At 35.1% G+C, this 25,730-nt stretch carries 29 protein-coding genes; 19 read left to right on the plus strand and 10 right to left on the minus strand.

Features of this window, described 5'->3' with window-relative positions:
- Nucleotides 1-28 precede the first annotated feature (28 nt).
- Nucleotides 29-1,390, plus strand: coding sequence for a digeranylgeranylglycerophospholipid reductase (locus tag GFS03_RS02305; RefSeq protein WP_153422321.1), 1,362 nt, complete (start codon nucleotides 29-31; stop codon nucleotides 1,388-1,390).
- On the opposite strand, the gene GFS03_RS02310 is transcribed toward GFS03_RS02305, so the two are convergent.
- Nucleotides 1,361-2,977 (minus strand): DUF2070 family protein, encoded by a 1,617-nt coding sequence (locus GFS03_RS02310; RefSeq protein WP_153422322.1) that lies wholly within the window; start codon nucleotides 2,975-2,977, stop codon nucleotides 1,361-1,363. The two genes, GFS03_RS02305 and GFS03_RS02310, sit on opposite strands and share 30 nt — an antisense overlap.
- Nucleotides 2,978-3,007: 30 nt before the next feature.
- On the opposite strand from GFS03_RS02310, the gene GFS03_RS02315 reads away from it, so the two are divergent.
- The 6 genes from GFS03_RS02315 to GFS03_RS02340 are packed head-to-tail and all read left to right on the plus strand — an operon-like array spanning nucleotide 3,008 to nucleotide 8,023.
- Nucleotides 3,008-3,301: a hypothetical protein gene (locus GFS03_RS02315; RefSeq protein ID WP_153422323.1), complete on the plus strand. Its 294-nt coding sequence runs from the start codon at nucleotides 3,008-3,010 to the stop codon at nucleotides 3,299-3,301.
- Nucleotides 3,285-4,079 (plus strand): HAD-IIA family hydrolase, encoded by a 795-nt coding sequence (locus GFS03_RS02320; protein ID WP_153422324.1) that lies wholly within the window; start codon nucleotides 3,285-3,287, stop codon nucleotides 4,077-4,079. The genes GFS03_RS02315 and GFS03_RS02320 overlap by 17 nt, the downstream gene beginning before the upstream one ends.
- Nucleotides 4,080-4,126: 47 nt before the next feature.
- On the plus strand, nucleotides 4,127-5,827 hold the full coding sequence (locus GFS03_RS02325; protein ID WP_153422325.1) for a succinate dehydrogenase flavoprotein subunit: 1,701 nt from the start codon (nucleotides 4,127-4,129) through the stop codon (nucleotides 5,825-5,827).
- Nucleotide 5,828: 1 nt separating this feature from the next.
- The gene (locus GFS03_RS02330) at nucleotides 5,829-6,779 is read left to right on the plus strand and encodes a succinate dehydrogenase/fumarate reductase iron-sulfur subunit (protein ID WP_153422326.1); all 951 of its coding nucleotides are present in this window, start codon (nucleotides 5,829-5,831) and stop codon (nucleotides 6,777-6,779) included.
- Between the two features lie 5 nt (nucleotides 6,780-6,784).
- A complete protein-coding gene (locus GFS03_RS02335) occupies nucleotides 6,785-7,657 on the plus strand; it encodes a CoB--CoM heterodisulfide reductase iron-sulfur subunit B family protein (protein ID WP_153422327.1) in 873 nt (290 codons plus the stop codon).
- A complete protein-coding gene (locus GFS03_RS02340) occupies nucleotides 7,658-8,023 on the plus strand; it encodes a succinate dehydrogenase (RefSeq protein ID WP_153422328.1) in 366 nt (121 codons plus the stop codon).
- 84 nt (nucleotides 8,024-8,107) lie between these two features.
- On the opposite strand, the gene GFS03_RS02345 is transcribed toward GFS03_RS02340, so the two are convergent.
- Together GFS03_RS02345 and GFS03_RS02350 are read right to left on the minus strand one after the other, a co-directional pair.
- Nucleotides 8,108-9,466 (minus strand): vWA domain-containing protein, encoded by a 1,359-nt coding sequence (locus GFS03_RS02345; RefSeq protein ID WP_153422329.1) that lies wholly within the window; start codon nucleotides 9,464-9,466, stop codon nucleotides 8,108-8,110.
- Nucleotides 9,463-10,611 carry an AAA family ATPase gene (locus GFS03_RS02350; protein WP_153422330.1) on the minus strand — a complete coding sequence of 383 codons (1,149 nt, stop codon included), beginning with the start codon at nucleotides 10,609-10,611 and terminating at the stop codon, nucleotides 9,463-9,465. The genes GFS03_RS02345 and GFS03_RS02350 overlap by 4 nt, the downstream gene beginning before the upstream one ends.
- Nucleotides 10,612-11,052: 441 nt before the next feature.
- Here GFS03_RS02350 and ssb point away from each other — a divergent pair, with 441 nt between their 5' ends.
- From ssb to GFS03_RS02375, 5 genes are all read left to right on the plus strand, one after another.
- On the plus strand, nucleotides 11,053-11,502 hold the full coding sequence (gene ssb / locus GFS03_RS02355) for a single-stranded DNA binding protein (protein ID WP_153422331.1): 450 nt from the start codon (nucleotides 11,053-11,055) through the stop codon (nucleotides 11,500-11,502).
- Nucleotides 11,499-11,780: a PqqD family protein gene (locus tag GFS03_RS02360; protein WP_153422332.1), complete on the plus strand. Its 282-nt coding sequence runs from the start codon at nucleotides 11,499-11,501 to the stop codon at nucleotides 11,778-11,780. The genes ssb and GFS03_RS02360 overlap by 4 nt, the downstream gene beginning before the upstream one ends.
- A 25-nt stretch (nucleotides 11,781-11,805) precedes the next feature.
- On the plus strand, nucleotides 11,806-13,449 hold the full coding sequence (locus tag GFS03_RS02365; protein WP_153422333.1) for a molybdopterin molybdotransferase MoeA: 1,644 nt from the start codon (nucleotides 11,806-11,808) through the stop codon (nucleotides 13,447-13,449).
- A 333-nt stretch (nucleotides 13,450-13,782) separates the two neighbouring features.
- Nucleotides 13,783-14,718 carry a homoserine kinase gene (locus GFS03_RS02370; RefSeq protein WP_153422334.1) on the plus strand — a complete coding sequence of 312 codons (936 nt, stop codon included), beginning with the start codon at nucleotides 13,783-13,785 and terminating at the stop codon, nucleotides 14,716-14,718.
- On the plus strand, nucleotides 14,702-15,832 hold the full coding sequence (locus tag GFS03_RS02375; RefSeq protein ID WP_153422335.1) for an aminotransferase class I/II-fold pyridoxal phosphate-dependent enzyme: 1,131 nt from the start codon (nucleotides 14,702-14,704) through the stop codon (nucleotides 15,830-15,832). Before GFS03_RS02370 ends, GFS03_RS02375 begins: the two co-directional genes overlap by 17 nt.
- Here the strand turns inward: GFS03_RS02375 and GFS03_RS02380 are convergent.
- Both GFS03_RS02380 and GFS03_RS02385 read right to left on the minus strand, forming a co-directional pair.
- Complete coding sequence (locus GFS03_RS02380; RefSeq protein ID WP_012710344.1) at nucleotides 15,829-16,143, minus strand: hypothetical protein; 315 nt, start codon at nucleotides 16,141-16,143, stop codon at nucleotides 15,829-15,831. The genes GFS03_RS02375 and GFS03_RS02380 overlap by 4 nt on opposite strands.
- A complete protein-coding gene (locus tag GFS03_RS02385; protein WP_153422336.1) occupies nucleotides 16,122-16,661 on the minus strand; it encodes a hypothetical protein in 540 nt (179 codons plus the stop codon). Before GFS03_RS02385 ends, GFS03_RS02380 begins: the two co-directional genes overlap by 22 nt.
- Nucleotides 16,662-16,798: 137 nt before the next feature.
- Here GFS03_RS02385 and GFS03_RS02390 point away from each other — a divergent pair, with 137 nt between their 5' ends.
- Both GFS03_RS02390 and GFS03_RS02395 read left to right on the plus strand, forming a co-directional pair.
- Nucleotides 16,799-17,806, plus strand: coding sequence for a DUF1152 domain-containing protein (locus tag GFS03_RS02390; protein WP_153422337.1), 1,008 nt, complete (start codon nucleotides 16,799-16,801; stop codon nucleotides 17,804-17,806).
- Between the two features lie 30 nt (nucleotides 17,807-17,836).
- The gene (locus GFS03_RS02395; RefSeq protein WP_153422338.1) at nucleotides 17,837-18,379 is read left to right on the plus strand and encodes a hypothetical protein; all 543 of its coding nucleotides are present in this window, start codon (nucleotides 17,837-17,839) and stop codon (nucleotides 18,377-18,379) included.
- On the opposite strand, the gene GFS03_RS02400 is transcribed toward GFS03_RS02395, so the two are convergent.
- From GFS03_RS02400 to GFS03_RS02420, 5 genes are read right to left on the minus strand one after another with little or no spacing between them, the layout of a single operon-like run.
- Complete coding sequence (locus GFS03_RS02400) at nucleotides 18,338-18,907, minus strand: KH domain-containing protein (protein WP_153422339.1); 570 nt, start codon at nucleotides 18,905-18,907, stop codon at nucleotides 18,338-18,340. The genes GFS03_RS02395 and GFS03_RS02400 overlap by 42 nt on opposite strands.
- Nucleotides 18,904-19,668: a serine protein kinase RIO gene (locus GFS03_RS02405; protein WP_153422340.1), complete on the minus strand. Its 765-nt coding sequence runs from the start codon at nucleotides 19,666-19,668 to the stop codon at nucleotides 18,904-18,906. The genes GFS03_RS02400 and GFS03_RS02405 overlap by 4 nt, the downstream gene beginning before the upstream one ends.
- Before the next feature lie 2 nt (nucleotides 19,669-19,670).
- Entirely contained in the window at nucleotides 19,671-19,997 is a 327-nt protein-coding gene (locus GFS03_RS02410) for a translation initiation factor aIF-1A (protein ID WP_153422341.1), read from the minus strand.
- Nucleotides 19,998-20,044: 47 nt separating this feature from the next.
- A complete protein-coding gene (locus GFS03_RS02415) occupies nucleotides 20,045-21,259 on the minus strand; it encodes a thiolase family protein (RefSeq protein ID WP_181443792.1) in 1,215 nt (404 codons plus the stop codon).
- A gap of 14 nt (nucleotides 21,260-21,273) precedes the next feature.
- Nucleotides 21,274-22,539 (minus strand): tRNA (N(6)-L-threonylcarbamoyladenosine(37)-C(2))-methylthiotransferase, encoded by a 1,266-nt coding sequence (locus GFS03_RS02420; protein ID WP_153422343.1) that lies wholly within the window; start codon nucleotides 22,537-22,539, stop codon nucleotides 21,274-21,276.
- Nucleotides 22,540-22,610: 71 nt separating this feature from the next.
- On the opposite strand from GFS03_RS02420, the gene GFS03_RS02425 reads away from it, so the two are divergent.
- Genes GFS03_RS02425 through GFS03_RS02445 form a run of 5 tightly spaced genes read left to right on the plus strand, consistent with a single transcriptional unit; the run spans nucleotide 22,611 to nucleotide 25,699 of the window.
- Nucleotides 22,611-23,003 carry a translation initiation factor IF-2 subunit beta gene (locus GFS03_RS02425; protein ID WP_238699253.1) on the plus strand — a complete coding sequence of 131 codons (393 nt, stop codon included), beginning with the start codon at nucleotides 22,611-22,613 and terminating at the stop codon, nucleotides 23,001-23,003.
- Nucleotides 23,000-23,296 carry a DUF424 domain-containing protein gene (locus GFS03_RS02430; protein ID WP_153422345.1) on the plus strand — a complete coding sequence of 99 codons (297 nt, stop codon included), beginning with the start codon at nucleotides 23,000-23,002 and terminating at the stop codon, nucleotides 23,294-23,296. Before GFS03_RS02425 ends, GFS03_RS02430 begins: the two co-directional genes overlap by 4 nt.
- 5 nt (nucleotides 23,297-23,301) lie before the next feature.
- Nucleotides 23,302-24,015 carry a 60S ribosomal export protein NMD3 gene (locus GFS03_RS02435; protein ID WP_153422346.1) on the plus strand — a complete coding sequence of 238 codons (714 nt, stop codon included), beginning with the start codon at nucleotides 23,302-23,304 and terminating at the stop codon, nucleotides 24,013-24,015.
- Entirely contained in the window at nucleotides 24,012-24,650 is a 639-nt protein-coding gene (gene rnhB / locus GFS03_RS02440) for a ribonuclease HII (protein WP_153422347.1), read from the plus strand. The genes GFS03_RS02435 and rnhB overlap by 4 nt, the downstream gene beginning before the upstream one ends.
- Nucleotides 24,644-25,699 carry a TGS domain-containing protein gene (locus tag GFS03_RS02445; protein ID WP_153422348.1) on the plus strand — a complete coding sequence of 352 codons (1,056 nt, stop codon included), beginning with the start codon at nucleotides 24,644-24,646 and terminating at the stop codon, nucleotides 25,697-25,699. The genes rnhB and GFS03_RS02445 overlap by 7 nt, the downstream gene beginning before the upstream one ends.
- Nucleotides 25,700-25,730 lie beyond the last annotated feature (31 nt).

Raw genomic sequence — 25,730 nt, forward strand, 5'->3', positions numbered from 1 at the left:
AAGGAGGAAAGTAGATAGTGGTGCTAAATTGAAAAGAGCGGAATATGATGTTTTAATTATTGGCTTAGGTATAGCTGGTGCATCACTTGCCTGGAAATTATCTCAATCTAACCTTAAGGTATTAGCAATAGATAGTAAACCATGGAACAGATTTGGCGATAAACCTTGTGGAGACGCAATAAGCAAAGAACATTTCGATAACCTAGGAATGCCTTATCCTCAAGGTAAAGAATTAGAGGAGAAGGTAGAGGGTATAAAACTGTATAGCCCTGATATGAAAACCGTATGGACTGTAAAAGGAGAAGGTTTTGAAATTGATTCTCCCAGTTATGTGCAGAGACTAACCAAAGAGGCTAGAGAAAGGGGAGTTGAAATTTTAGATCTAACTACAGCAATGAAACCGATAATAGTTGGCAATAAAGTTGAAGGAGCGGTCTTGGTTAATAGAAGGACTAATGAAACTATAGAGGCAAAAGCTAAAATTACAGTCGACGCTACTGGATATTCAACTAGCTTCAGAAGTAAGCTTCCATTTGAATTTCCGGTGACTGAAACATTAGATGATAAAGATGCCGATGTTGCATATAGAGAAGTGTTAAATACTAAGGACGAAATTGAAGAATATCCCTATTTAAGAATATTCATAACACAGAAGGCCTCCCCAGGAGGTTATTGGTGGTACTTTCCAAAAGGGCCAAATAAGGTTAATGTTGGTCTAGGTATACAAGGAGGTATGGGATATCCTAGTATTCATGAGTTCTATAATAAATACGTTGACTATTATGCTCCAGACATAGATAAGAATAGACTATTAGTTAAAGGTGGAGCGTTAGTGCCTACTAGAAGGCCACTTGCAACTATTGTATGGGATGGTATAGCAGTAATAGGCGATTCAGCATTTACAGTTAATCCGGTACACGGAGGAGGAAAAGGTTCTGCAATGATTTCAGCTTATTGCGTTGGTAAAGCTATACTTAATGCATTTGAGAATAGCGATTTCTCTGCAAAAGGACTATGGAATGCTAACGAGTGCTATATAGAGAGATATGGCGCTAAGCAAGCTAGTCTTGACTTGTTTAGGAGATTTCTACAGAGGTTAAGTGATGATGAGATAAATTATGGAATGAATAAAAAAGTGATAAGAGAAGAGGACTTATTGGAGGCAAGTGCAAATGGTGATCTTCAACTTTCCACAGCCGAAAAGGCGATGAGAATTATTATGGCCCTTGGAAAACCATCATTACTATTTAAGCTAAAAACTGTTGCCGAGTATATGAGGAAGATTAAAGATGTTTATAAACACTTTCCAGCGGAGCCTAAGGATTTAATGAAATGGAAATATAATGTGGACTCGATAATTTTAGAATTTAATAAAGCTTTGGAAAAGTAGTATAACTATAAGTAGAACATATGGTGCTACTAATGGAATCCAAAACGTTTTTGAAGTATAGTTCCCTACGTCTTCTAATGCCTTTAACATAATGGAAATTATTCTTCCGAGTATCTTTACACCTTTTATCTTAATCACTTTATATTCTATGTTATTTACCTCTTTCATATTCTTTGTGGATATTTTAATTAGTTCAGATGCCTTATTCACAAGATCTTCGCAAAAAGTGGCTGGAGAGTATGTAATCCCTAAGCTTATCCCAGTACAAGAATGATCATCTGGTGTGACTAAAATTACCTTATCAACGACTTGCCTTACTGCATTGGATATAGCGTTATTAAGTTCTTTAGTTGAGTTATTAGCGTAAATATAAACGATAGATACTCTCTTTACTCCATCATCAAATGTGAAGACTCGTATTCGGCTATCACATAATCCCTCACATGTTTTATCTAATTTTCCTTCCGCATATCCTACCAAAAGTTTCCTTACGTTTTTAATCCCTCTTTGATCCATAATGAAGTCCTTTAAGCTGTTTATTTCATGAGCATCATATTCCTTTACCAAAAAAGAGTTATGGCAATCTATAAGGTAGTTATTTGAGGATAACATATACTTCCATAGGGAGGATGGTAAATCATCAATTCCAAACTCTGGTCTCTCCATAAATGAGACTCTAAACTTGTCGAATTCTAATGATGTGACATCAAAAGTAGAGCGTTTTTCAATTGAAATACCGTAAAAAGATGCTTTGTTCCAGTCGTTACGTTCTAGCGTACTTTTTGAGATTACCTCTATTACTTTATTTACTTCGGCTGATGAGGGTAAATCTAATTCATGACTACCTGGTCCATGAAATATTGTTACTATGTTATTTTTTAAGGTCTTTTCAATATCATATACGAATCTAGAACTACCAACACTATCAAAAACTCCGAAATGTATTTGTGGTATCATAAAAAGAAAATCGTCTAATCTATACATAAATATACTCAGATTAGTTTTCACAGATATTAGATTTAGAAAATTCTCCAGTGGTACTTTATTTTTTTCAGTTATTGCTGTAATGAAGGGAACAGCTACTTGAGTTGATTTGAACCCAAGTATTTTTATGCCCTTTCTATTAACCGTATATATATAGAAATGAAATATTAAACCTATCGTAATTATATAGATTAAAAATATAATTGAGTATTTAAGATAAAATATTATAGGAAGATACGATGTAATTCCAGACAATATTATAGAAGGGATTTCCTTATAACTACCTAGAAGAATATACGCCATAAGTGGCATGAAAAACCCGAATGCATAAAATGGACCTACAGGTAATAGAGAAAGCAGAAGGTAAGGTATCGCAGTTAGATCCATAATAAATAAGGCTATTTTTATCTTGTTCCTAAAAATTATTGTTAGGAGAATAGAGTAAAGTGTAAATGAAAACAGATAATCAAAAGTTAGTTGGAAACTCCTCAGCACTATAAATAATGATTCTGCTGAAAAGGTTGTTGCAAATATTTTTATACTTGGCAGAGTTTTAAGATATCCATAGTATTTCCTTGTTAAGTTTTCAGTATCCATGTCCATGATAAGTTGATGGGGTGAAATAAAATAGTTTTGTCAATCAATAAGGAAAAGCTAGGTGTAGACAAAGTTATAAAGAATTCATTAGACTATTGTGACTTGTATATCCTACAAAAAGGTGATAAAGTGTTTCTCCTATATCTATTTGATAGACAAAAGTATTATTATTTCAAAATAATGCCGGAGATAATTGGAAAGTGGGAAAATTGTGAAAACATATTCTATACAGCATTCGGACTTTTCGGCTTTGTAAATAAACTAGAAGAATTAGAACAAAAAATTAAGGAGAAGATGGAGGTGTTAATTAGAAATGTCAACGCTCAATGACTACCAATTAATAATAAGTGATATAGACGGGGTAATATTGCGAGAAGGAGAACCGATATGGGAAAATATACAGGCGCTAAGGAATATCCAAAATAATGGAGTTAAGATCATATTTGTAACTAATAACTCTGGATTTAGTAGGATCCTATTATCTAGACAGTTGTCTTATCTAGGCCTTAAAGTCACTCCGGATATGATAATTACAAGTGGATTGGCTGCTGCAATTTACATGAAAGAAAAGCTTAATGTAAAATCTGTATTTGCAGTAGGTGAGGAAGGCCTTATTGAAGAATTGAAAAATCATGGTTTCTCAGTATATTCTAGTACTGAATCAGAGAGAAGTTTACCAGATGCCGTAGTAATGGGCCTAGATAGGTTAAGTACGTATGATAAACTATCGTTAGCTATGAGGTGTATAAGCAAGGGATCAAAATTCATAGTAACAAATATGGATAGACTTTGGCCAGCTAAAGATGGGTTAAAGTTGGGTGCTGGAGCATTAGCTAGTTCTATAATTTATGCTTTGAAAAGGGATCCAGACTTTATAGCGGGGAAACCTAACACATGGATAATAGAAATAGCCATGCGAATTTCAAGTGTAAAGAAGTTAGATAAGATTCTAGTTATAGGGGATCAAATAGAGACTGATATCCAAATGGGATACAATATAGGTGCTGATACTGCATTAGTCTTAACGGGTATATCAACTATTAACGATGTTGATAAAAGTAGTGTTAAGCCGAAATATGTAGTAAATAGCTTATTAGACCTTATGTGAAATTGTAGAAAGAATACTTAAAAACTATTATGCAAATATAAACTTGTATGGAAAAGATAGAATACGATGCAGTTGTAGTTGGAGGAGGACTAGCTGGTTTAATGACTGCACATGAGATAGCTTCTGCTGGTTTTAAGGTTGCTGTTATCTCAAAGGTATTCCCTACAAGATCTCATTCCGCTGCAGCTGAAGGTGGAATAGCAGCTTATATTCCCGGGAATTCGGATCCAAATGATAACCCAGATTATATGACATATGATACAGTTAAAGGTGGTGATTATTTAGTAGATCAAGACGCGGCGGAATTACTTTCTAACAAATCCGGAGAAATAGTAATGCTAATTGAAAGATGGGGTGCGCTATTCAATAGACAACCGGATGGCAGGGTTGCAGTTAGATATTTCGGAGGGCAAACCTATCCGAGGACCAGATTTGTTGGAGACAAAACAGGAATGGCGCTTTTACATACGCTTTTTGAAAGAACTTCTGGTTTAAACGTCGATTTTTACAACGAGTGGTTTTCCTTAGATCTAGTTATCGACGATAAGAAGGTAGTTGGTATAGTAGCAATGCAAATGAAGACACTAACTCCATTCTTCTTTAAGACAAGGGCTGTTGTATTAGCGACTGGAGGAATGGGAATGTTGTATAGGCATACAACGAATAGTTACATCAATACTGGGGATGGATTCGGAATTGCATTAAGAGCAGGGGCAGCACTAAAAGATCCAGAATTTGTCCAATTTCATCCAACTGCACTATATCCATCAGACGTTTTAATTAGTGAGGCCGCTAGAGGAGAAGGTGCAATATTGAGAAATATAAAGGGAGAAAGATTTATGACGAGATATGCTCCCAAAAAGCTAGACTTAGCACCTAGGGATATAGTTTCAAGGGCAATTATCACAGAGATAAAGGAGGGAAGAGGATATCCTGGTGGATATGTTGGTCTAGATCTAACCCATTTAGGTGAAGAATATATTAAAGAAAGGCTTGCTTTAGCTGTAGAAGCTGCAAAAAGCTTTGCTGGTGTAGATGCGTTTACTGAACCCATCCCAGTTAGGCCTGCTCAGCATTATTATATGGGAGGAATAGATGTGGATATAGAGGGTAGGAATCCAGATATTGTAGGACTATTCTCTGCGGGTGAAGCAGCTTGTGTGTCAGTACACGGTGCTAATAGATTAGGCTCTAATTCACTTCTAGACACTTTAGTATTTGGCCAAGTTACTGGTAGAACTGTCGTACAATTTCTAAAGTCTAATCCAAGCAATCCCACATCAAATTATGAGAAAGAAGCTGAGAAAGTTGTTGATGAGGCTTATAAGTTCGTAAAGAGTGAGAGTGGTGTACATTTTGGTCAAATATTGGAGAAGCTAAGGGATACGATGTGGGATTATGTGGGAATATATAGAGATGAAGGTGGTCTACTTAATGCAATGTCCGAGATAAATAAACTAAGAGGTATGATTAGTAATATGTATGTTACAGATAAGAGTAAAGTCTATAATACAGAATTCTTTAACGCTCTAGAATTGAGGAATATGTTGGATTTAGCATTGGTAATAGCTAAATCAGCTTTAGAGAGGAAAGAATCAAGAGGAGCACATTACAGAACGGATTATCCTGAAAGGGATGATAATAATTGGTTGAAACATACTATCGCGTATTTGAGGGGTAATACGGTTGAAGTTACATTTAAACCAGTTAAGATAACCAGATGGAAGCCAGAACCTAGGGTGTATTGAAATGGCCCAAGTGCAAGAGGAAGAAGTTATATTAAAGGTAAAAAGGTTTAACCCAGAAAGGGGATTCTGGTGGTCAGAATATAAACTAAAGGTTGATAGGTTTACACAATTCACTGAGGCTCTTAGGAGAATAAAGAGTGAGCAAGATCCTACATTATCCTATAGAGCATCATGCCACATGGCAGTATGTGGAAGTTGTGGAATGAAGATTAATGGTGAACCTAGACTAGCTTGTAAGACGTTAGTTTTAGATACTGTCAAAAAATATAACAATAATGTAATAACAATCGAACCAATGGATTACTTTAAACCAATCAAAGACTTAATAGTTGACTGGGATGAGTTTTACGAAAGGATGTTCAAGGTGAAACCAAGACTATATCAAGCTAAAGAAGTATTAGAGGGCAAAGCTGAACATAGACTTAAGCCTGAAGATCAAAAAGAGTTATGGAAATTCGCTCAATGCATATGGTGTGGGTTGTGTGTTTCAGCTTGTCCAGCTGTTGTAATAGATCAGCAATTTTTAGGACCAGCAGCTCATGCCAAGGGTTATAGATTCTTAGCAGATCCAAGGGATACAATAACTGAAGAGAGAATGAAAATATTAATAGATAGTGCATGGCGGTGTACTTATTGCTACCAATGCTTTAATGTATGTCCCAGAGATATAGAGCCAGTTACTGCAATAAAGAAAACTAGAAGTTTTACTAAACTATACAAGGACAAGTCAGAAGTAGCAGAAAGAGGTGAAAAACATGTTGAGGCTATTCATGAATCGATACTAAAGACTGGAAAACTTGCAGAAGCACCAGTATATTTGAAGACTTATGGAGTATTGCAGTCCCTTATAGATCTAGTATATATGTCAAGGACAGGAAAGCTTAAATATGCATTAGTACAAGAGAAACCAGTACAAAATATAAATGAAATCAAAAAGATTATAGGTGAGTGATAAAAATGAAAATAGCTTATTATCCTGGATGTGCTACGCATGGTTTATCTAAAGATGTAGATATAGCAACAAGAAGAGTTGCAGAAGTACTTGGAATAGAGCTAGTTGAAGTACCAGATTGGAACTGCTGTGGTGGAGGATTTTATGACGAATATGACGAGGTTGGTCATGTTGCTCTAAACTTAAGGAATTTATCGCAAGTGGAGAAGTTAGGATTAGGGAAAATGGTAACACCCTGTAGTGTATGTCTTCATAGCCATAGATTGGCTACATACAAATACAAGGAAGATAAAGATATTAAAAGAAAGACAGACAAACGATTAGAAGGTACTTCAGTTAAATATGAGGGAAAGGCTGATGCTGAACATATTGTTTGGGTTCTAATAAGAGATGTGGGTTTAGAGAATATCAAGAAACACGTTAAAAAACCTTTAACTGGACTTAAAGTAGGCACTTATTACGGATGTCAAATGTTAAGACCAGAGCAAATTATGGGATTTGAAAAAGCATACAATCCAACTAGTTTATCCGAGTTGGTTGCAGTTACTGGGGCTATACCAGTTCCTTTTCCTACAATGACCTCATGTTGCGGATTTCCTTTAGTCGGAAGTAATCCTAAAGGTGCTTTAAAGTTAGCGTTTAATGTTCTTAATGGTGCTAAACAAGCTGGAGCTGATTTAGTCATACATCCATGTAGTTTATGCCATCTCCAGTTGGACTCTCTACAGCTGAAGGTCAAAGCAGAATTCAACGTAAATTGGACTATGCCGGCAATCTATATAACGCAACTATTGGGTTTATCGTTTGGTTTCACCCCCGAGGAATTGGGAATAGGAAGACTTGCTATTGAGATATTACGAAGTAAGGGAGTGATATGAATGAGTGAGGAAATTAAAAAAATAATTCAAGATATTGGTGGTAAATCGGAGGAGTGGATTAGCGTTTCTGAAAGACCTGGAAAGGATCCATTTGCGAAGGAACTCAATTATAGTTTTAGTGATTATTTCTGGGGTAAGGTTCATGTTAGGAACGAAGGAGAGATTTACGTCCTAGTAATCTCAAAGGACGTATTCAATTGGAAAGATAGAATAAAGGATTTGAAACTTAGTGGAGAAGTTGTGGACGCAGCTGGAGGTTTAATATGGATTCAAGAGTTTGATATCCAAGGATTAAAAAGAGACTTCGAGTTCTTAAAGACTTTCATAGAAAACATAAGAAAGCAGAAACAACAGAAAACTTCATAATATGTTTTTATTATATATTAAAATGGCCATACTCAGCAGACACCCACGTGTCCCGTGGGAGAGTGAAGTTGAGGCCTCCTCTTTTTAACTTTCCACAACTCTTAATAGATCTTCGTGGTCTAATTTGTACGTTATCAGGTACTCATCAGATACTCTTCTAAGGTCTGCATTATCTCCCCTAATCATGACACTTATTAATTGAGAGTTAGCCTCTTTTAACGATCTTCTCACGGTCGTTTCGGCAATTTTATCTTCTCCATCTGTTAATAATATTATTTCGCTAACTCCCTTAACATGACCTTCCTTAATGTCCTCACAAGCAGATATTATTGATCTGCTTATATCTGTACCTCCTCCCCCTCTTATTTTCCCTATGTACTCTATCATCTTTATCACGTCCTTGCTTTTGGCATTCTTCTGAACTTTTATCAATGGATATGGTATATTATCGAAAAATCTTAGGTAGAAATCTCTATTTTCTCTTTTTGCTCTACTATACAGTGCTAATGCCACAGCTTTAGCCCATAATATTTTCTCCCCATCCATACTTCCCGATTTATCAAGTAATAGGTATATAGGACCTAATGTTTCTTTAATTTGTTTCTGATATAATAATAATTGACCTTCTGCTAGTTTTAAGTAAAAGAGTATATCTGGTAAGGCTAATTCGGAGTAGACTATCCTCTCAATATCACTTCCCTCTTCGTATCCGTAAAGTTCACCTTTTGAGAACCTAGTAGTTCTTCTCTTGGTAATGCTACCTAACTTTGGAATCCCACTTAAAAACTCTAATATCTTCTTAATTTCAGTATTTCTAGCAAGTCTTAACACTTCATGAATTTCTCCTTCAAATGTTAAGACACTTCCTGTACCTGCTCCGTTACCTCCAACAATCTTTTGCATATTTCTAACTGAATTGGCATCCTCTATAGCCTTAGACATCGCCTTCTCATGAGCCTGTCTAAGGACCTTTTCCATGGACTGCTGATTCGTGTTCCTTTGTTCTTTCCCTTCTTTTGAAGAACTACCTTTCATTAAACCGTTTAATATTTCTTCAGCTGCTTCTCTCTCCTCCATAGACTGAGAAGTTTTCTTTATTCTTTCTAACTCCTCAATCAAATTTTGGACGTAACTTACTGTCAAAGCTAAACTTACGGCTGAATTCACAATTGAGTATTCCCTATTTTTCAGAACCACATCAGAAGATAGAGTGGAATTTACCAATGAATACGCTATTTCTTGGCTCTTTCCTATTTCACTCTTTCCTTTGGTTATTGGTAAGGGTAGATAGTGAACATAATAGGTATCAACTAAAAATGTTTCATTTAATTGAACATCTCTTCCCAGTAATTTTTTCAAAGTATAGGAGATTCTCTCTCCTCTATATTTAACCAGAGGATCTTTGTAATCTATTCCTCTTAATACACCTTCCTCTTCAGTCATGGGTAAATCCCTAATTTCCTAGCAACTTTTTCTATTAATTTGTCTATTTCGCTTAAAACTTCTTTGGAAAACTCTTCGACCTTTTCGTCACCGCTTTCTTTACCTAAAGCCACTATTCTATCTCTGGTTGCCCTTAAACTTCTAATTAGTTCGATAAGTCTAGGATCAGACTCATTTGCTGCTTCAACGTATTTTGCTGCTTCCTTGATGTTATTATATATTTCATTTAATTCCTTCATGTATTTGATTGGTGTCTTTAACTCTTCAGATAATAATGCAGCTACTTTTTCAAAGTCATCTATCTCTCTTGGAGCTATATATTTTAAAACTATTAGATCTTCTTCAGTAGCCTTTAGTCTACTATTTAATATCGCATGTGCAGAAACCACTTTCAGAACCTTACCCTTTCTTCTATCTGATAAGTGTATCCCCTTTTCCTCTAGCATTGCATATAGTTTTAATAATTTGTTTTTAACTCCAGAGAGATCAACTTGGGATAGATACGAGTATAGCTTATCTAGATGCTCTACGTTCATTATAGGCTCTTTAACTGCCCATTTATTAGTAAATTCTATTTCCCATGTAGCATCCAATAACTGTTTCCATAATTCCTCTCCTACCGGTCTGGCATAATGTCTTAAGAGTAACCTATCGTAAAGTGCTTCTAATTCTGGTTCATCTGGCACTCTATTGCTTGCTGATATTAGTGTCCTTAAAGGTACCTTTATCACGTTGTAACCATCATAGATTACTCTTTCGTTTAACAATGACAACAAAGCGTTAAGTATTGCAGAGTTTGCATTAAATATCTCATCTAGAAATGCTATTTGGCTCTCCGGTAATCGATCTTTTGTAATTCTCCTATACTGTCCCTCCTTTAATGCATTTATATCAAGTGCGCCGAATAATTCTGCAGGTTCAGTGTATTTTGTTAGTAAATACATAAAGAATTTAGCATTTAACAATTCAGCAGCTCTTCTAGCCAAGGCTGACTTTGCGGTACCGGGCTCACCTATTAATATTACATGCTCTTTACTAAGTAAGGCTAATGTAATCACTTTTGCCTCTTCTTCTCTACCTATAAATGGTGCCATTAACGATTCCATGAATTTCTTGGGTAACTCAAGTAATGTCTTTTCACTCAATTTTATCCCATTCTTTACTTCTCAATTTTAGCTTATAAACAAAAATTAAGAACGGCTCTCTTACAAGAAAGAGACAACTATCATCTTTTAGTATGAAAAGGAAATAAGATATAATGTGATATCATTGGTGTAACTTTCGATTCTCATAAATTTTATCTCGTCATACTAAAAATAATGAGAATTTTTATTTGATCTACAGTATATAACAAAAAGAATACATCATAATAAAAAAGTGATTCTTAGTGTTACTCATGTCCACCCAACGTATAACTCTTCAGTCGAAATGATTTGTCATCTAGAGTTTTTTACCTAATAGAAGTTAATTTACATATGTCTTCTTAATCCTTCATATTCGCTTCTTTCTAACGTTCTTTCATTAACACATAGATTTATAAATGGATAAAACGATATTAGAAATAACAAATCTGTGAGTCGAGTCGAATGGAAGAAAAAGTAGGTAATCTAAAACCAAATATGGAAAGCGTGGATGTAACCGTGAGAGTTTTGGAAGCAAGTGAAGCAAGACAAATACAGACAAAGAATGGTGTTAGAACTATAAGTGAGGCTATTGTCGGAGATGAAACGGGAAGAGTAAAATTAACATTATGGGGAAAACATGCGGGTAGTATAAAGGAAGGTCAAGTAGTAAAAATAGAAAACGCATGGACTACTGCTTTTAAAGGTCAAGTGCAGTTAAATGCTGGAAGTAAGACTAAGATAGCTGAAGCTTCAGAAGATGGATTTCCCGATTCATCTCAAATACCAGAGAACACACCAACAGCTCCTCAGCAAATGCGTGGAGGGGGTGGAAGAGGCTTCCGCGGTGGCGGGAGAAGATATGGAAGAAGAGGCGGAAGAAGACAAGAAAACGAGGAAGGTGAAGAAGAGTGAATTTTGAGGAAGTAAAGGACAAAAAACCAAAGAAGATAGGAGAATTAATTGATAGAAGCGAGGAAAGTGATAACTATATAGTAAAAGTAGCTGAAGATAAAGTATATGAGCTTGCTCCCATAGCTTATTATATTTGGGCTATGTGTGATGGTAATAGAAGTGTAGACGAGATAGTTAATGAGTTAAGTAGAGAGGCGAATTTAGATATATCACAAGTTCGTGATCCCGTAGTAATGGTATTAGACGAGTTAGAAAAAGCGTCTCTCATAACTTTTTAATCGTATAAGATATTGTTTTTTTTATATGAGAGTGTTTGTAAAGGACGAATCATTATATTCAATAGAGGAAGCAATAAAGATCTACTTATCATCATTAAATTTTAATCCTAAAATCGTAGAAGTAGGAGTGAAGGACTCTTTTGGCTACGTATCTGCAGAAGATCTTAAGTCGCCTATTGATTACCCCCCATTTTCAAGATCGAATGTAGATGGTTACGCCTTAAAATCTTCATGCACTCCTGGAGAGTTAAAGGTAATAGATAGAATAGGAATTGGAGAATTTAAAGAAATTCGTATAGATGAATGTGTAGCAGTTGAAGTAGATACTGGTGCAATGATTCCAATTGGTGCAGATACTGTAATAAAAGTTGAAGATATCAAAGAAATTAATGGGAATTCCATAAGAACAGACAGAAAGATGAGTTTTGGCCAGAATATTGGCTGGATAGGGAGCGATATTCCTAAAAGCTCAATCGTATTAAGAAAGGGTGAAGTAATTTCCCATGAAAAGATTGCTTTGCTAGCGTCATTAGGGATAAGTAGTGTAAAGGTTTATGAAAAGCTAAAGATATATTTAATTGCAACAGGAGATGAGCTAGTTGAACCTGGCAGCCCATTATCTGCGGGTAAAATTTACGAGTCAAATTTACACTACTTATATTCTAAGCTTAAAGAAAATTACAAAATAGTCGGTCTTTCATTACTTAGAGATGATCTAGAGACCATCAAGAGTGAGATAAAGAGGGCTATCTCAGTGGCTGATGTTTTGATACTTACTGGTGGCACTAGTGCAGGAGAAAAAGATTTCGTCCATAGAGCTATAAGAGAGTTAGGGAGCATAATAATTCATGGTATAAAGATCAAGCCTGGAAAGCCTACCATTTTAGGAATAGTTGATGGCAAGCCAGTAATTGGGTTACCTGGGAACATAGTATCTTCGATTGTCGTATTTGATACTATTATTTCAGAAATTCTGAAAAATCTTTATCCTTCTCGTAAAGAAATAATTGAATTAGGTAGAATTAAAGCTAGATTAGCACTAAGTGTTAGAGCCGATAAATATAGAAGTACTCTAATTCCAGTTTACTTATTTAAGAGTGTTGATAATTCCTACTATGCTCTTCCAGTGAAGTTTGATAGCTATATGGTGGGTACTTTTTCCCTGACTGAGGGCTATATAATGCTTGAACCTAACGAAGAAATTGAAGAAGGGAAGGAAGTTGAGGTCAATGTGAAGAAGTATGATAATTCGATATCTATCATAGGAGAGGAAGATATAAAACTCCTTAATTTAGATACAAAAAATGTTTTGTTGGGTTCCTTGCCCGCAAGTAAAGCTGTTGAATATAAATTTGGAGATGTTGCAGTTATTAGTTCATTATTTAATGGGTCTATAGAGAATTATGATAAAGTACTATGTAGACAAATTCTAGTTAATGGTGAGGGAGAAGAAATAGGCTATGATGATTGGGTTGGGATGTCTAAAATTATTAAAAATCCGGTAGTGAAGCTAAAATCTCCTTCAACAATTTACTCGTTGTTAGGAAAGGCCAAGGTTTATGCTCCAGAAGGCTATATAGTAGGTGATAAGGTAGCAGAGGAATGTCTGTATATAATAGGAATCAGCGAGAGGGGTAAGAGGTATCTAAATGCAATAAACATAGTATAATACTTGACTAATAATAGTGTCAAAGTATTAGTCATAATTGGAATAATACTCTCCACTCCTTAAAGATTTAACATATAATGTGCTCTTAATCTAATGTAAGTTAAATTCCATCCATAAACTTATGATGAATGATCCAGAAAACTTCGTTATTTTTTGGTAATACAAGACAAGTTTGAATGGTATATCGTTGCTTTATTATGGGAGAGCCATAACGATAAGATAATTTAAGAATTTTATGGAACAACAGAATTTGATTTGCTACATCAAAAATTCATGTTACATAGGGTCTTGTAAGATAATAAGAAATTTATAAGTATTATTATTATTTAGGTTGTGGAGTGTACAAAAGCTAGGGCATATTCGAGTTCAGCTAATTTAGGATCTGGCTTTGATATATTATCAATGGCGCATACTGCGTTTTTTGACACTGTTGAAATATGTTTTGAGAATAATAATTCGGAAGGTATCGTGATCGAAAGTAATTCAAAAATTCCACTTGAGCCAAATAAGAACTCTGCTACTTATCCAATACTTAGAATAATGGAAGAAAAAGGGATAAAGGCTAGTCTTAGGGTTAGGGTAATAAAAGGTATTCCTGAGGGTTTAGGATTGGGTAGTAGCGGAGCTTCGGCAGCAGCATCTGTTATGGCGTTTGATAATTTATTTAATCTAAACTTATCTAAAGAAGACTTAGTTAGGTATGCGATGTATGGCGAGATCGCTTCTTCTGGTTCTCCTCATCCAGATAATGTCGCGGCTAGTGTTTTTGGTGGAGTTGTATCTGTAGTTTCCGTTAGTCCGGTTAAGGTTATTAAAATACCTTTAAATTATTCGTTTGATATTTTGCTTTTCGTCCCATTAAATATACATATTGAAGAGAAAACTAAGAAGGCCAGAGAAATGTTACCCAGAACGGTTAAGCTTTCTGATTATATAAATAATTCAAGATATATATCCTCTTTACTTGTTGGTTTCATTAAAGGAGAGAGGGATCTGATAAGACTAGGTTTAAATGACGAGATTGTGGAGAAAGCTCGCCTTCCTTTATTCCCTTACTATCCTAAAATTAAAGAGATTGCGATAAAATACGATGCTATAGGATCTTGTGTAAGTGGTGCTGGTCCTTCAATCTTGGTTTTGACCGATAAAATGACCGATGAAAATAAAATTGTAGAAGAGGGAACTAAAACTTGTAATGAATTTAATGTTGAATGTAAAGTTATTAAAGCTAAAATTGCTGGAGGTGTAGAGATTGAAAGACGCAACTAAAGCAGTAAGAGAAGATATAGAGGAAACAACTGGTGCTATAACTACTCCCATATATCAGACAACTGCATATCACTATCCTGAAGGAGAAAAATATAGATATTCTAGAGAGGCAAATCCTACGGTTCTAGAACTTACAAAGAAAATTGTGGAGCTTGAAAATGCTGAGATGGGTGTTGCATTTTCTTCAGGTATGGGAGCTATATCCACATCTGCCCTAGCGTTGCTAAAGCCTGGTAATAATGTGTTAGTTCATCGTGATATGTTTGGTAGGTCCTATCGTTTCTTTACAGATTATCTTAAAAGCTGGGGTGTTAACGTAGATGCATCAAACCCAGGGAGTGATAACATTATAGAGAAAGCGAAATCTAAGAAGTATGATCTAATATTTGTAGAAAATATTACAAACCCTTTATTAAGGGTCGTGGATATTATGGAATTATCCAAGGTGGCGAAGGAAAAAGGAAGCATATTAATTGTAGATGCTACTTTTTCCACGCCAATAAATCAAAAGCCGTTAGAATTAGGTGCTGATATAGTAGTACATAGCGCTTCAAAGTTTTTGGCTGGTCATAATGATGTAATAGCTGGATTAGCTGCTGGTTATAGTAAATACTTGAATACTATAGATCAGATGAGAAGAACACTAGGTACTTCTTTAGATCCCCATGCGGCATATCTCACTTTGAGGGGCATTAAAACCCTTAAAATAAGGATGGATGTTATTAATAGGAATGCTGAGCAAATAGCTGAATTTTTAGAAGGACATCCTAAAGTTGTAAAGGTTTATTATCCTGGTCTTAAGTCTCATGTAGATTATGAAATAGCCAAAAAGGTTCTTAAAGGATTTGGAGGTGTTTTAAGTTTCGAAGTGAATGGAGGTCAAGAAAGTGCATTAAAAGTAATGAAATCACTTAAGTTGATAATCCCTGCACAAACGCTTGGTGGAGTGAATTCCGTCATATCACACCCAGCTACCATGTCACATAGGACATTGAGTTTAGAAGAAAGGAAGATAGTTGGGATAACTGATAGTCTTCTCAGACTATCTGTTGGAATAGAAGATGTAAATGACTTGATAGAGGATTTAGATAGAGCATTAAGCACCTTATATTAGATTATTGTTCTTATTTCATGTCTTAATTCTTCCTCTAGCATTTCTCTTATCTCTCTTCTATGAACTCTACTTAAATGCAAATAAAGCCCTTTTTTAGTGAAAGGTCCTCTGTTACATAATTTACAATACAACAGATTGTTATTCTCATAGACTAACCAAAAAGACACTTTATCTATAACATTTAAGGCTAATTTCTTCGACGAAATTCCAACTAATTTAATTATCTCATCATCTTTGACCACCATTTTGCATGCTTTCTTAACACTAGGGTCAATTAATTTTTCTGCGATTATTGTAATTCCACTGTCCATTTTTCATCCCATACTGACGCAATACCTATTGAAACTGTTGCCAATGCTATTAGCCTGCTAGCCCTTTTCTCTGTGCTGGTGAAGTCAAAGAACTGTCTTACATCATTTATATCTATCCCCAAAACCCTAAGAACTTTTTCTACTCTAACTTCCAACTCTAATATTTCAGTTTCAAATGTGCCCATATCTAGCTTTCTCTTAACTTCTATGATGAAATCTAATATATCTCCTAGTTCATTTTCACTTATTTCATTAAAGATACTTGTTATCTTCCTCTTAATCTTAGAACCTATTACTTCTGCCATCCCTGGAGAATAATCAATCGGTGATAATTTTGAAATCCACAAGTCAACATATTTCATTATGATATTTCTCACTTCCTCACTCTCTCCTTCCAATTCAATTACTATAGATGCAGCTGCTAAAATATGAGACAATGCTTCTCCTACTCTTAACTCCTCCTCATAAGTAGTAAACATGTCCGTTAATACGTTTTTATTATCAATTTCTGTGCTCAAGTTATATTCCCTATCAATTTTGGTTTGTGGATGAAAATATGAGAGAGAGATCAGATAATACTAAATCGCCGGATGGTATAACACTGTAGTGGTATTATTAGGATAGCTTAAAGTATAAAGTAGGAAAAGGTTTAAATATGAAAGCATTTGTTTTCGGCATAGGCGGAGGAGGCGACATAGTATCTGCAATAGTTGCCTATAATTACTTAAGAAAGTTAGGCTATGACGTTTTACTAGGTGCAGTAGTTTGGGAGAGATATGTAGAAGATCCTATACCAGGACCCATATGTTTTGATGATTTAAGAGGCGCTATTCTAGTAAATCGAGGTTTATATAAAGTTAATAAAAATACCTATGCGATTAGAGGTGGTAAGAAAGTAGTGCCTCAACTAGTAAGAGCAATTAGAGCGTTAAAAATAGATGAAGCTTACGGAATTTGCAATAAAAGTGGAGCCATAGGCCTTTATTCATCACTAAAAGAGTTTGTAAATAAAGAGAAAATTGACTTAATAGTTGGAGTAGATGCCGGGGGTGACGTATTAGCTAAGGGTTGTGAGGAAACTTTGGGTAGTCCACTTATTGACTTTATCTCCTTAGCCTCTCTTGTAAAGCTAGAGGAGGATGGCTATAATGTTATGTTAGGTGTCATAGGTAGTGGTAGTGATGGAGAATTACAATATGATTACTTTCTTAAGCGGATTAGCGAAATAGCTTCGTTAAACGGTTTACTAGATATTAAAGGTTACGATAGGGAGACAGCAAATCTAGTGGAGAAAGTTCTAAATGAAGTAAATACTGAGGCATCTAAAATACCTTTTGATGCATTTAAGGGGTTATACGGAGAGGTACACATTAGAAATGGTACAAGAAATGTTTTTGTTACACCTGTCTCCGCTGTTATGTTCTTTCTTGATCCCATCAAAGTAGCCGAGACTAGCCCTCTTTACAGCTTAGTAAAAGATTCCTTTTCAATTGATGATGCTAACAAGAATCTTAATGAAGTTGGTATATATACTGAATATAACTTTGAAATAGATTTGTATAGTCAATTTGGTTTAAACGCTTCCCACGTTTCGGCGTATGATGTAAATAGTATTAGAGTTGAAGGTAAGAGGAAATTAGGAGGCGTCAAAATAAAGTGCTAGATTTTTATTATTGCATATTTATATTGCTATGTGGATCTGATTCATGAGCTGAAGTCCGAATATGGATTTGATGAAGATGAGATAAATTACGCGTTATCTAGAGCTAGGGGGATAATTTTTGGCTTTGCTATGGAGTATAGGGCTAGGCGAATTTTGCAAGAAATGCATTTTGAAAACATAAAGTCTGTAGATATGCCTACACATGATATAGAAGCGGAAAAGGATGGTATAAAATATTACGTAGAAGTAAAGGCTAGTAAAAAATCTCCTACAAGGGAATATAGTGCCTACAAGGTAGCGATGATAGCATTATTAGATGGGGTTCATTTAACCTTATCTATGATACCTAGACCAAATCTTCTTTTAACTGAGGAAATTCTTAGTGAGCCAAAAAGAATATTGTATAGATTCTTTAAACTCGCTTACACGAAACAATCAGAAGAGCTAAAAGTATTTTTAGAAAACGAAAAAAATAGAGAAGTTTTAGATTCGTATTCTAATGTGATAAAGACAATTAGTAATAGGTATCACTTACCGATTACTCTTGATCTCGTTAATCTCTTTTCTTCCTAACCTAGAGATTTTGTACATCATCAGATTCCTTTCTGCCTTATCTAGAAATTTATATACCGAGGAATGCTCTTTTCCATCAATTAGGAGCTCTATGGCCTTCCTTGCTACTTGAACTTGATCGTAAGGTCCTATTATTCCTATGTAATGCTCGTAAATTGATATATCAACCCCGGTATACTCTTGTATTATTCTTTTAGCTTTTCCACCTTCTCCTATTATTCTTCCCTTTACTCTTCTTATCGCTTCTGGATTACTTCCTATAAGAGCTTTCAAATCGATCTCATCTAAAATATATTCATCGCTAAGTAATCTGAAGGCAGATTGCTCATCGAATCCTAAACCTATAGCTCTTATTACTGAGGCTGCCTTAAGGGCATCATACTGATTTTGACCTTTAGGGAGTATATTGAAAGTCTTAGTTCTTTCATCATATATAATCTTAGTGTCTGTAAACTGCTCTAGTTTCTCAATTATTTTTCTAACTACTTCTAATCTTTCATCTTCTACCGTGATGAACAAGATTATCAATCCCCGTTAATTCCAAATTCTGCAATTAACTCTTCTGTTGGCTTTATATTTATTCCTTTATCCTCAAAAAATCTATTTATGTTATCGAGATCTCTTCTCAGTAATGTAATTGCATCCTCGTGATCTATGGGAACTGCTTGACTTACATCAATTATATAGCATTTATTATCATAAACCATAACATTATACTCACTTAAGTCTCCGTGAACTAATTTAGCTTTTTTAGTCATAATTTTCACTTGTTCAATTAGATCCTCATATAATTCTTGGGTAATTTCCTCGTCACTTAATTCCTTTAAAAGGGGAGCTCTTAGGCCATTTTCACCAATGAATTCCATGACGAGAATGTTTTCATAAACCAGAATAGGTTTTGGTACTCTAGTTCCAGCCTCATATAGCCTACTAAGGTTTTTGAATTCTTTTTTTGCCCAAGTATTAATAAGTTGCTTAGTGTTGGTTATCTTTATGTCTTCAAATCTTATATCGCCAACAGTATACTTCTTAATTGCTCTTTTACTTTGGGCTGTAGATGTATAGTATATCTTTACTGCATAATACTTATTATCAAAAGTCTTTGCAGGATATATTCTAGCTTCTTTCCCAGACGATATTGCTCCCAGATACTCTTCAATGTTTAATCGTCTAGCTATTTGAATTAGATTCAGATAAGTCCTATAATCTATCGTGGAATCTACCACTTTAAAAAGATCTTCATCTTTATGTCTTTTTTCATCCTTGGTTCTCTTAGGTAATTCTGTCAAATCTATCCTCTTAACTGATCAATTACTTCTCTACTTATGATATTCTCGTTTACAAGTCTCTTTATTTCATCATTTCCGTATTTATACAATATATCGCAACGATTAGGTTGAAAATCCCAAATACCAACAAGCACTACATCTCCTTCTCTCATCCACATTTTCTTCCTTATTTTGCCAGGTATTCTTGCTAATCTCTCCTTTCCATCCATACACAATACTGTTAAATGATCTCCACCTAACATTTTCTTAACTACACATATAGTCTGTCCCTCTTCGGGCTTTGGAACATCCTTACTAGGCGCTTCCTGGGCCCTATCTTTCTTAGGCAACTTATTTATTCACCTACAATAGTCTATTGTTATAAATGCATAAAAAATTACTTCATCTCTTTCAAGAGCTCGATAGCAATTGCAGTTGATCCTCCAATTCCATGGCAAATACTAGCAATTCCTCTCGTTCCGCGCATTCTAGATAGCACATTTAAAAGCGTTACTATAATCCTTGCACCGCTTGTACCTATTGGATGGCCTAACGCTATAGCCCCTCCAAATACGTTAAGTCTATCATAAGGTATTCCTAGGTACCTATTTACTAGAACATTATTTACAGCAAATGCCTCATTATTCTCAAAATAATCGAAACGATTTATATTAGTATCTAATTTGCTTAACAATTTTTTAATAGCAAAAATCGGTGCCTCAGTGAACCTCCAACTCTCTATACCCACCCAACTATATCCTAGAATTCGGGCCAAAGGTTCTATTTTAAGTTCCTTAACTGCTTTTTCACTCATTAATACCAAAGCTGAAGCACCATCTGATATCTGTGACGAATTCCCAGCGGTATGTAGACCATCATTAGTAAATGCTGGAGGTAAAGTAGAAAGCTTATCTAAGGTGGTGTCAGCTCTTATTCCCTCATCAGCGTTAATTACTTTTGCATCAGTTTTAATCTCGACGATTTCTGACTTAAAGTACCCATTGACCGTAGCCTTATGAGCCCTTTGATGACTTTGATAAGCGACTTCATCTAACTCTTTTCTTGAAATATTATGAGCTTTTGCAACCATATCCGCCTCTTGTCCCATTACTTTCAGCAAGAAGGGATCAGTTAATCCATCATATAGCATAGTATCAATAAGCTCAATGTTTCTATTCATTAACATTTTCACACCCCATCTAATATCAGATTTTATTGCGAACATTGCTTGGCTCATACTTTCTGTTCCTCCCGCGACTATTATGTCGGCATCTCCAGATTTGATCATCTGTGAAGCAGTGATTATACTTATCATCCCTGAAGAGCAAACCATATCTACGGAAAATCCATCTATTTCGTATGGAATTCCGGCTCTAATTGCACACTGTCTAGCTATATCTTGGCCATGCCCAGCTCTCAACACGTTTCCCATAATTGCAATGTCTACTTTACTTGGTTCTACATTAGCTCTTCTTAACGCTTCTTTAATTACTATTGAACCCAAATCCACTGCTGAGAAATTTTTTAAAGCACCACCAAACTTTCCAATAGGCGTTCTAACAGCTGATACAATATATACACTTTCTGGCATACCAAATATACACTCATTTATTAGGTTTAAATTTTTTAAGCAGTGACTCCACGCAGGTCATAAAATGATGCTTCGGTTATTTTAACATCGTACCACTTTCCCAGTTCTACATTTTCAGATCTAATTACAACCGGAATGTAATTGATTAATCTTCCTATTACTGATCCTTTACGACCCAATTCTGTGGTAATAGCTCTGCAAGTACTTCCCACATAATCTAAATGAATAGACAATGCGATATCCTCATATAGTTTGTTAGCTATTTGAATTCTCTTTTTCTTTATACTATCTGGAACTTGAGGCATTGATGCACTTCTAGTATTTGGCCTTATAGAGTACATTGCTAGGTGTATTCTCTCAAACCTTAGTTCTTTCATAAGCAATAAGGTATTATTAAACGCCTCGTCATCTTCTCCAGGATGACCTATAATTATATCAGTAGTTATATTAACAAATGGTATTTTACTTCTTATTTCTCTAACCAACTCCTTATATTCGTCTATTGTATATTTCCTATTCATTAGCTTTAATACCCTATCATCTCCACTTTGGACTGGTAAATGTATAAACTTAAACACTTTAGGGTTTCTCATAACTTCTATTAAGTCATCTATTATCCTCATAGCTTGTTCTGGTGTCATCATACCTATCCTTATCATATAGTCTCCATCTATTTCCGTTACCTTATTTACCACATCAACTAAACTTATAGATCCCCCTAAATCTAACCCATAAGCTGCAGTATCTTGACCAGTTAATTCTATTTCTTTAGCACCAGCTTGTATGGCATCCCTTGCAGCATTAACTATTTCTCTTAATGGATAGCTCCTCAATTTTCTTCTTGCTAGCTTAGTTATGCAGAAGCTACAATTGCCCGCACATCCATCAGCTACTGGAATTATCGCTATTTTTCCTTCGAAAGTTCTAGGAGTTATAAGCGCTCTTTCACCTTCAAGGATAATTTTACGTTCTTCTGATTTTATTACATCTACTATTCTTTCAACAGATTGCGGACCTATTAATGACGCGTTTGGAGCTATGGAAAGGACTGTTGCTGGTTCTGCGCTACTCATACATCCTGCTACTACTAATTTTTTTGATAACGTGTTTAATTCCTTAATTCTTTGTTTCATCCTCTCTTCAGTTTCTAGTCTCACAGCGCAGGTATTGAGTATAATTATATCCGCGTTCTCAGGTTTCTCTACAAAAGTATAACCCTCACTTTTAAGCAGTGTCATCATTACGTAAGTATCTGCTTTATTTAATGCGCATCCATATGTCTCAACGTAAATGCTTTTCATATTCTTCAGTAGTATTTTAAACCCTATGTGCTTATAGATTTAATGTGAGTTCAGAAAAAGAATACGTAGAAATGCTTGATAGGCTATACTCAAAATTACCAGAAAAAGATCGTAAGCAAGGTACACAAACATTACCTAATTTGATAATACTTAATATAGGAAATACTACAATGATCAGAAACTTTTCTGAATATTGTGATAGAATTAGAAGAGAAGATAAAATATGTATGAAATACTTACTAAAGGAATTGGCTGCACCTGGTAATATAGACGATAAAGGTGAACTTATAATTCAAGGAAAATTCTCCTCACAAGTAATAAATACCTTAATGGAAAGATTCTTGAAGGCATACGTCGAGTGTAGTACTTGTAAAAGTCTAGACACGATTCTAAAGAAAGAGAAGAAAAGCTGGTATATAGTCTGCCTAGCTTGTGGAGCGCAAACGCCAGTGAAACCATTATGAAAGTACTTCTAAATATAATTCGAGCGCAAGGCATGACACTAATAAATATATGTCAAGAGGAATTATTAGGAAAAGTCTTTAGAGATGGAGAAATAATACTTGATATTAGTGAGAAATTTTACGGAGGAGATTCTGTAGAATTAGATTATGCATTTTCATTAATCGATGAGGCTACAGTGATGAGCATTGTGGGGAATTATGTGGTAGAAGAGGCAATAAAGAGAGGACTAGTTCATAAGGACTCTGTAATCAGTGTAGCTGGTATAAAATTTGCCCAAGTTTATAATGTGTGAAATTTATGTCAGGGAAATTCTGTGTATTATGCGGAAAACAAAATGTCGAGCTATTAGACTCACTATGCGTGGATTGTTATATAAAATCTAAAAAATTGATAGAAGTACCTAAAAGAATAAGCGGAAAGTATTGCAAAATCTGTGGTGCACAATGGATTAAAGGTAAATGGATAAGAACTTCAGCAACGTCGCTAGCCACTGTTGTGGAGGATATTATAGTAAGAGAATTGGGGAGTAAGATAGATATTGACAAAAACGTGGAAGAGTTTGCGTTCGATATAAAGAGCATATGGAAGGATCCGAGTGGTAATTCTTTTGCAACTATTGAGTTTAGAGGGAAGGTAAGAGGTAAACCCTTTTCTCAAGAAGCTATAATTAGTTTAGAAATGGAAAGGGAATTATGTGATTCGTGTTTTAGGAAAAAGACAAAATACTATGAGGCTATAATTCAATTAAGAAGTAAAGGTAAAATTAGGATTGACGATAAGAAAAGAGCGTTCTTTGAATCCTTTTTCTCTACAGATATAGTGGATAATATTTCTGATATTATTGAGGGTAGAGAGGGTGTAGATTATTATTTCATGAGTAAAAGTGTAGCAAGAAAGTTAGTATCGATGGTATCTTCTATTGTTGACGTTGAAGTCAATGAGAGTTATCAGAATGAAAAGATGAAAAACGGTAAAAGGGAGGCAAAACTAGTTATTTCATTGAGGATATGAGAATAGGTATAGATGAGGCAGGTCGTGGAGCATTAATAGGTCCAATGGTTGTTGCAGGCGTAGCTATAAGTAATACAAAACTAAAATTCCTTAAAGGTATTGGAGTAAAGGATAGTAAGCAACTAACTAGGGAAAGAAGGGAGAAATTGTTTGATATTATTACCAGTACCGTGGACGCTTTCACAGTAGTTAAAGTATTTCCTTACGAAATAGATAATTACAACTTGAATGATCTAACATATGATGCAGTATCTAAGATTATTTTATCACTTTCGGTTTTTAACCCTGAGATAGTAACAGTTGATAAAGTGGGAGAAGAAAAGCCTGTTATAGAACTTATCAAAAAGTTAGGTTATAAGTCTAATGTAGTTCACAAAGCAGACGTCCTATTTGTCGAAGCAAGCGCAGCAAGTATTATTGCTAAAGTAATAAGAGATAATTATATTGAGGAGTTGAAACAAGTTTACGGTGATTTTGGAAGTGGATATCCGGCTGACCCTAGAACAATAAAGTGGCTTAAGTCCTTTTATGAGAAAAATACAAATCCACCTCCTATTATCAGAAGATCATGGAAAATTTTACGTTCTATTGCTCCATTATATTATATTAGTAAAGAGGGTAGAAGACTATGGTAACGAATTTACCTGCTGAAGCTAAGGCTAAGTGGCTAAAGGTAATGGATGCAAAGACGCCAGAGGAGAAGTATCTAGCCTTGCAAGAATTTCTTAAGGAAGTTCCTAAACACAAGGGAACCGAAAATTTGGTATATTGGGCTAAGAGGCGAATGGCTGAGTTAAGAGAAGAAATGGAGGTAAGAAAGAGTAAGAAAAGCGGAGGTTTTTCATTATTTGTTGAGAAAGAGGGCGCTGGTCAAGCGATTTTGATAGGAGATATACTCCTAAGATCCTTAATAATGAGAAAACTTACCAATGTAAAACAAGAATTCAATGAGTTACCGGTCCCTGGTATGGTTAAATATGAGGATGTTCAAATACAGTTAGTAAATCCACCCAAGAGCATACCACTTACTAAGACAATAGGTCTAATAAGGAATGCTGATGAGGTAATTATTGTTGTAAATAACAAGGAAGAACTCTCCTTTATAAGGAACCTTTTAGAAGATAATAATGTCTTATTGAGAAGACCTAAGGGAAGGGTTATAATAGAGAGAACTAGGTATGGAATTTCTGGAATTAGGATAGTAAATTTAGGTAAACTGGTAGACGTTGATGAAAAAACCGTAAGGGAGTATATAGAGAGTTTTGGGATTAAATCAGCAATAGTGAAGATTATAGGTGAGGTTACCTTAGATGATATAGAGAAATCTATGTTCGAAGCAGTTAGCTACAAGCCTACAATAGTTGTCTCTAAGGAGACGTTCGATACTGGTGAGTTGCCGATATTGACTATCGATCAAATAGATAGGTTACCTAAACTTCTGTTTGAAATGTTAGAGGTGATTAGAATTTACACTAAGGAACCTGGAGAAGAACCAACTAAGGATCCTTTGATACTAAAAAAAGGCTCTACTGTTTTGGACGTAGCAAGGAAACTACATTCATCATTGGCTGAAAATTTTAGATATGCTAGGGTTTGGGGGAAGTCAGTGAAGTTCCAAGGACAAAAAGTAGGACCGTCACATATTCTTGAAGATAAAGACATAGTTGAGATACATGTAAAGTAGATTTTTCTATATAAATTTAAGTATAGGTTTA

Origin of the sequence: Sulfolobus sp. E5-1-F (assembly GCF_009601705.1) — an archaeon.
Taxonomy (GTDB): Archaea; Thermoproteota; Thermoprotei_A; order Sulfolobales; family Sulfolobaceae; genus Saccharolobus.

Excerpts from the sequence above, each read along its gene's own strand:
- GFS03_RS02310 (WP_153422322.1), bottom strand. The coding sequence starts at position 2,977 with ATGGACATGGATACTGAAAACTTAACAAGGAAATACTATGGATATCTT.
- GFS03_RS02320 (WP_153422324.1), top strand. The coding sequence starts at position 3,285 with ATGTCAACGCTCAATGACTACCAATTAATAATAAGTGATATAGACGGG.
- GFS03_RS02325 (WP_153422325.1), top strand. The coding sequence starts at position 4,127 with ATGGAAAAGATAGAATACGATGCAGTTGTAGTTGGAGGAGGACTAGCT.
- GFS03_RS02330 (WP_153422326.1), top strand. The coding sequence starts at position 5,829 with ATGGCCCAAGTGCAAGAGGAAGAAGTTATATTAAAGGTAAAAAGGTTT.
- GFS03_RS02335 (WP_153422327.1), top strand. The coding sequence starts at position 6,785 with ATGAAAATAGCTTATTATCCTGGATGTGCTACGCATGGTTTATCTAAA.
- GFS03_RS02340 (WP_153422328.1), top strand. The coding sequence starts at position 7,658 with ATGAGTGAGGAAATTAAAAAAATAATTCAAGATATTGGTGGTAAATCG.
- GFS03_RS02345 (WP_153422329.1), bottom strand. The coding sequence starts at position 9,466 with ATGACTGAAGAGGAAGGTGTATTAAGAGGAATAGATTACAAAGATCCT.
- ssb (WP_153422331.1), top strand. The coding sequence starts at position 11,053 with ATGGAAGAAAAAGTAGGTAATCTAAAACCAAATATGGAAAGCGTGGAT.
- GFS03_RS02365 (WP_153422333.1), top strand. The coding sequence starts at position 11,806 with ATGAGAGTGTTTGTAAAGGACGAATCATTATATTCAATAGAGGAAGCA.
- GFS03_RS02380 (WP_012710344.1), bottom strand. The coding sequence starts at position 16,143 with ATGGACAGTGGAATTACAATAATCGCAGAAAAATTAATTGACCCTAGT.
- GFS03_RS02390 (WP_153422337.1), top strand. The coding sequence starts at position 16,799 with ATGAAAGCATTTGTTTTCGGCATAGGCGGAGGAGGCGACATAGTATCT.
- GFS03_RS02420 (WP_153422343.1), bottom strand. The coding sequence starts at position 22,539 with ATGAAAAGCATTTACGTTGAGACATATGGATGCGCATTAAATAAAGCA.
- GFS03_RS02425 (WP_238699253.1), top strand. The coding sequence starts at position 22,611 with ATGCTTGATAGGCTATACTCAAAATTACCAGAAAAAGATCGTAAGCAA.
- GFS03_RS02430 (WP_153422345.1), top strand. The coding sequence starts at position 23,000 with ATGAAAGTACTTCTAAATATAATTCGAGCGCAAGGCATGACACTAATA.
- GFS03_RS02435 (WP_153422346.1), top strand. The coding sequence starts at position 23,302 with ATGTCAGGGAAATTCTGTGTATTATGCGGAAAACAAAATGTCGAGCTA.
- rnhB (WP_153422347.1), top strand. The coding sequence starts at position 24,012 with ATGAGAATAGGTATAGATGAGGCAGGTCGTGGAGCATTAATAGGTCCA.
- GFS03_RS02445 (WP_153422348.1), top strand. The coding sequence starts at position 24,644 with ATGGTAACGAATTTACCTGCTGAAGCTAAGGCTAAGTGGCTAAAGGTA.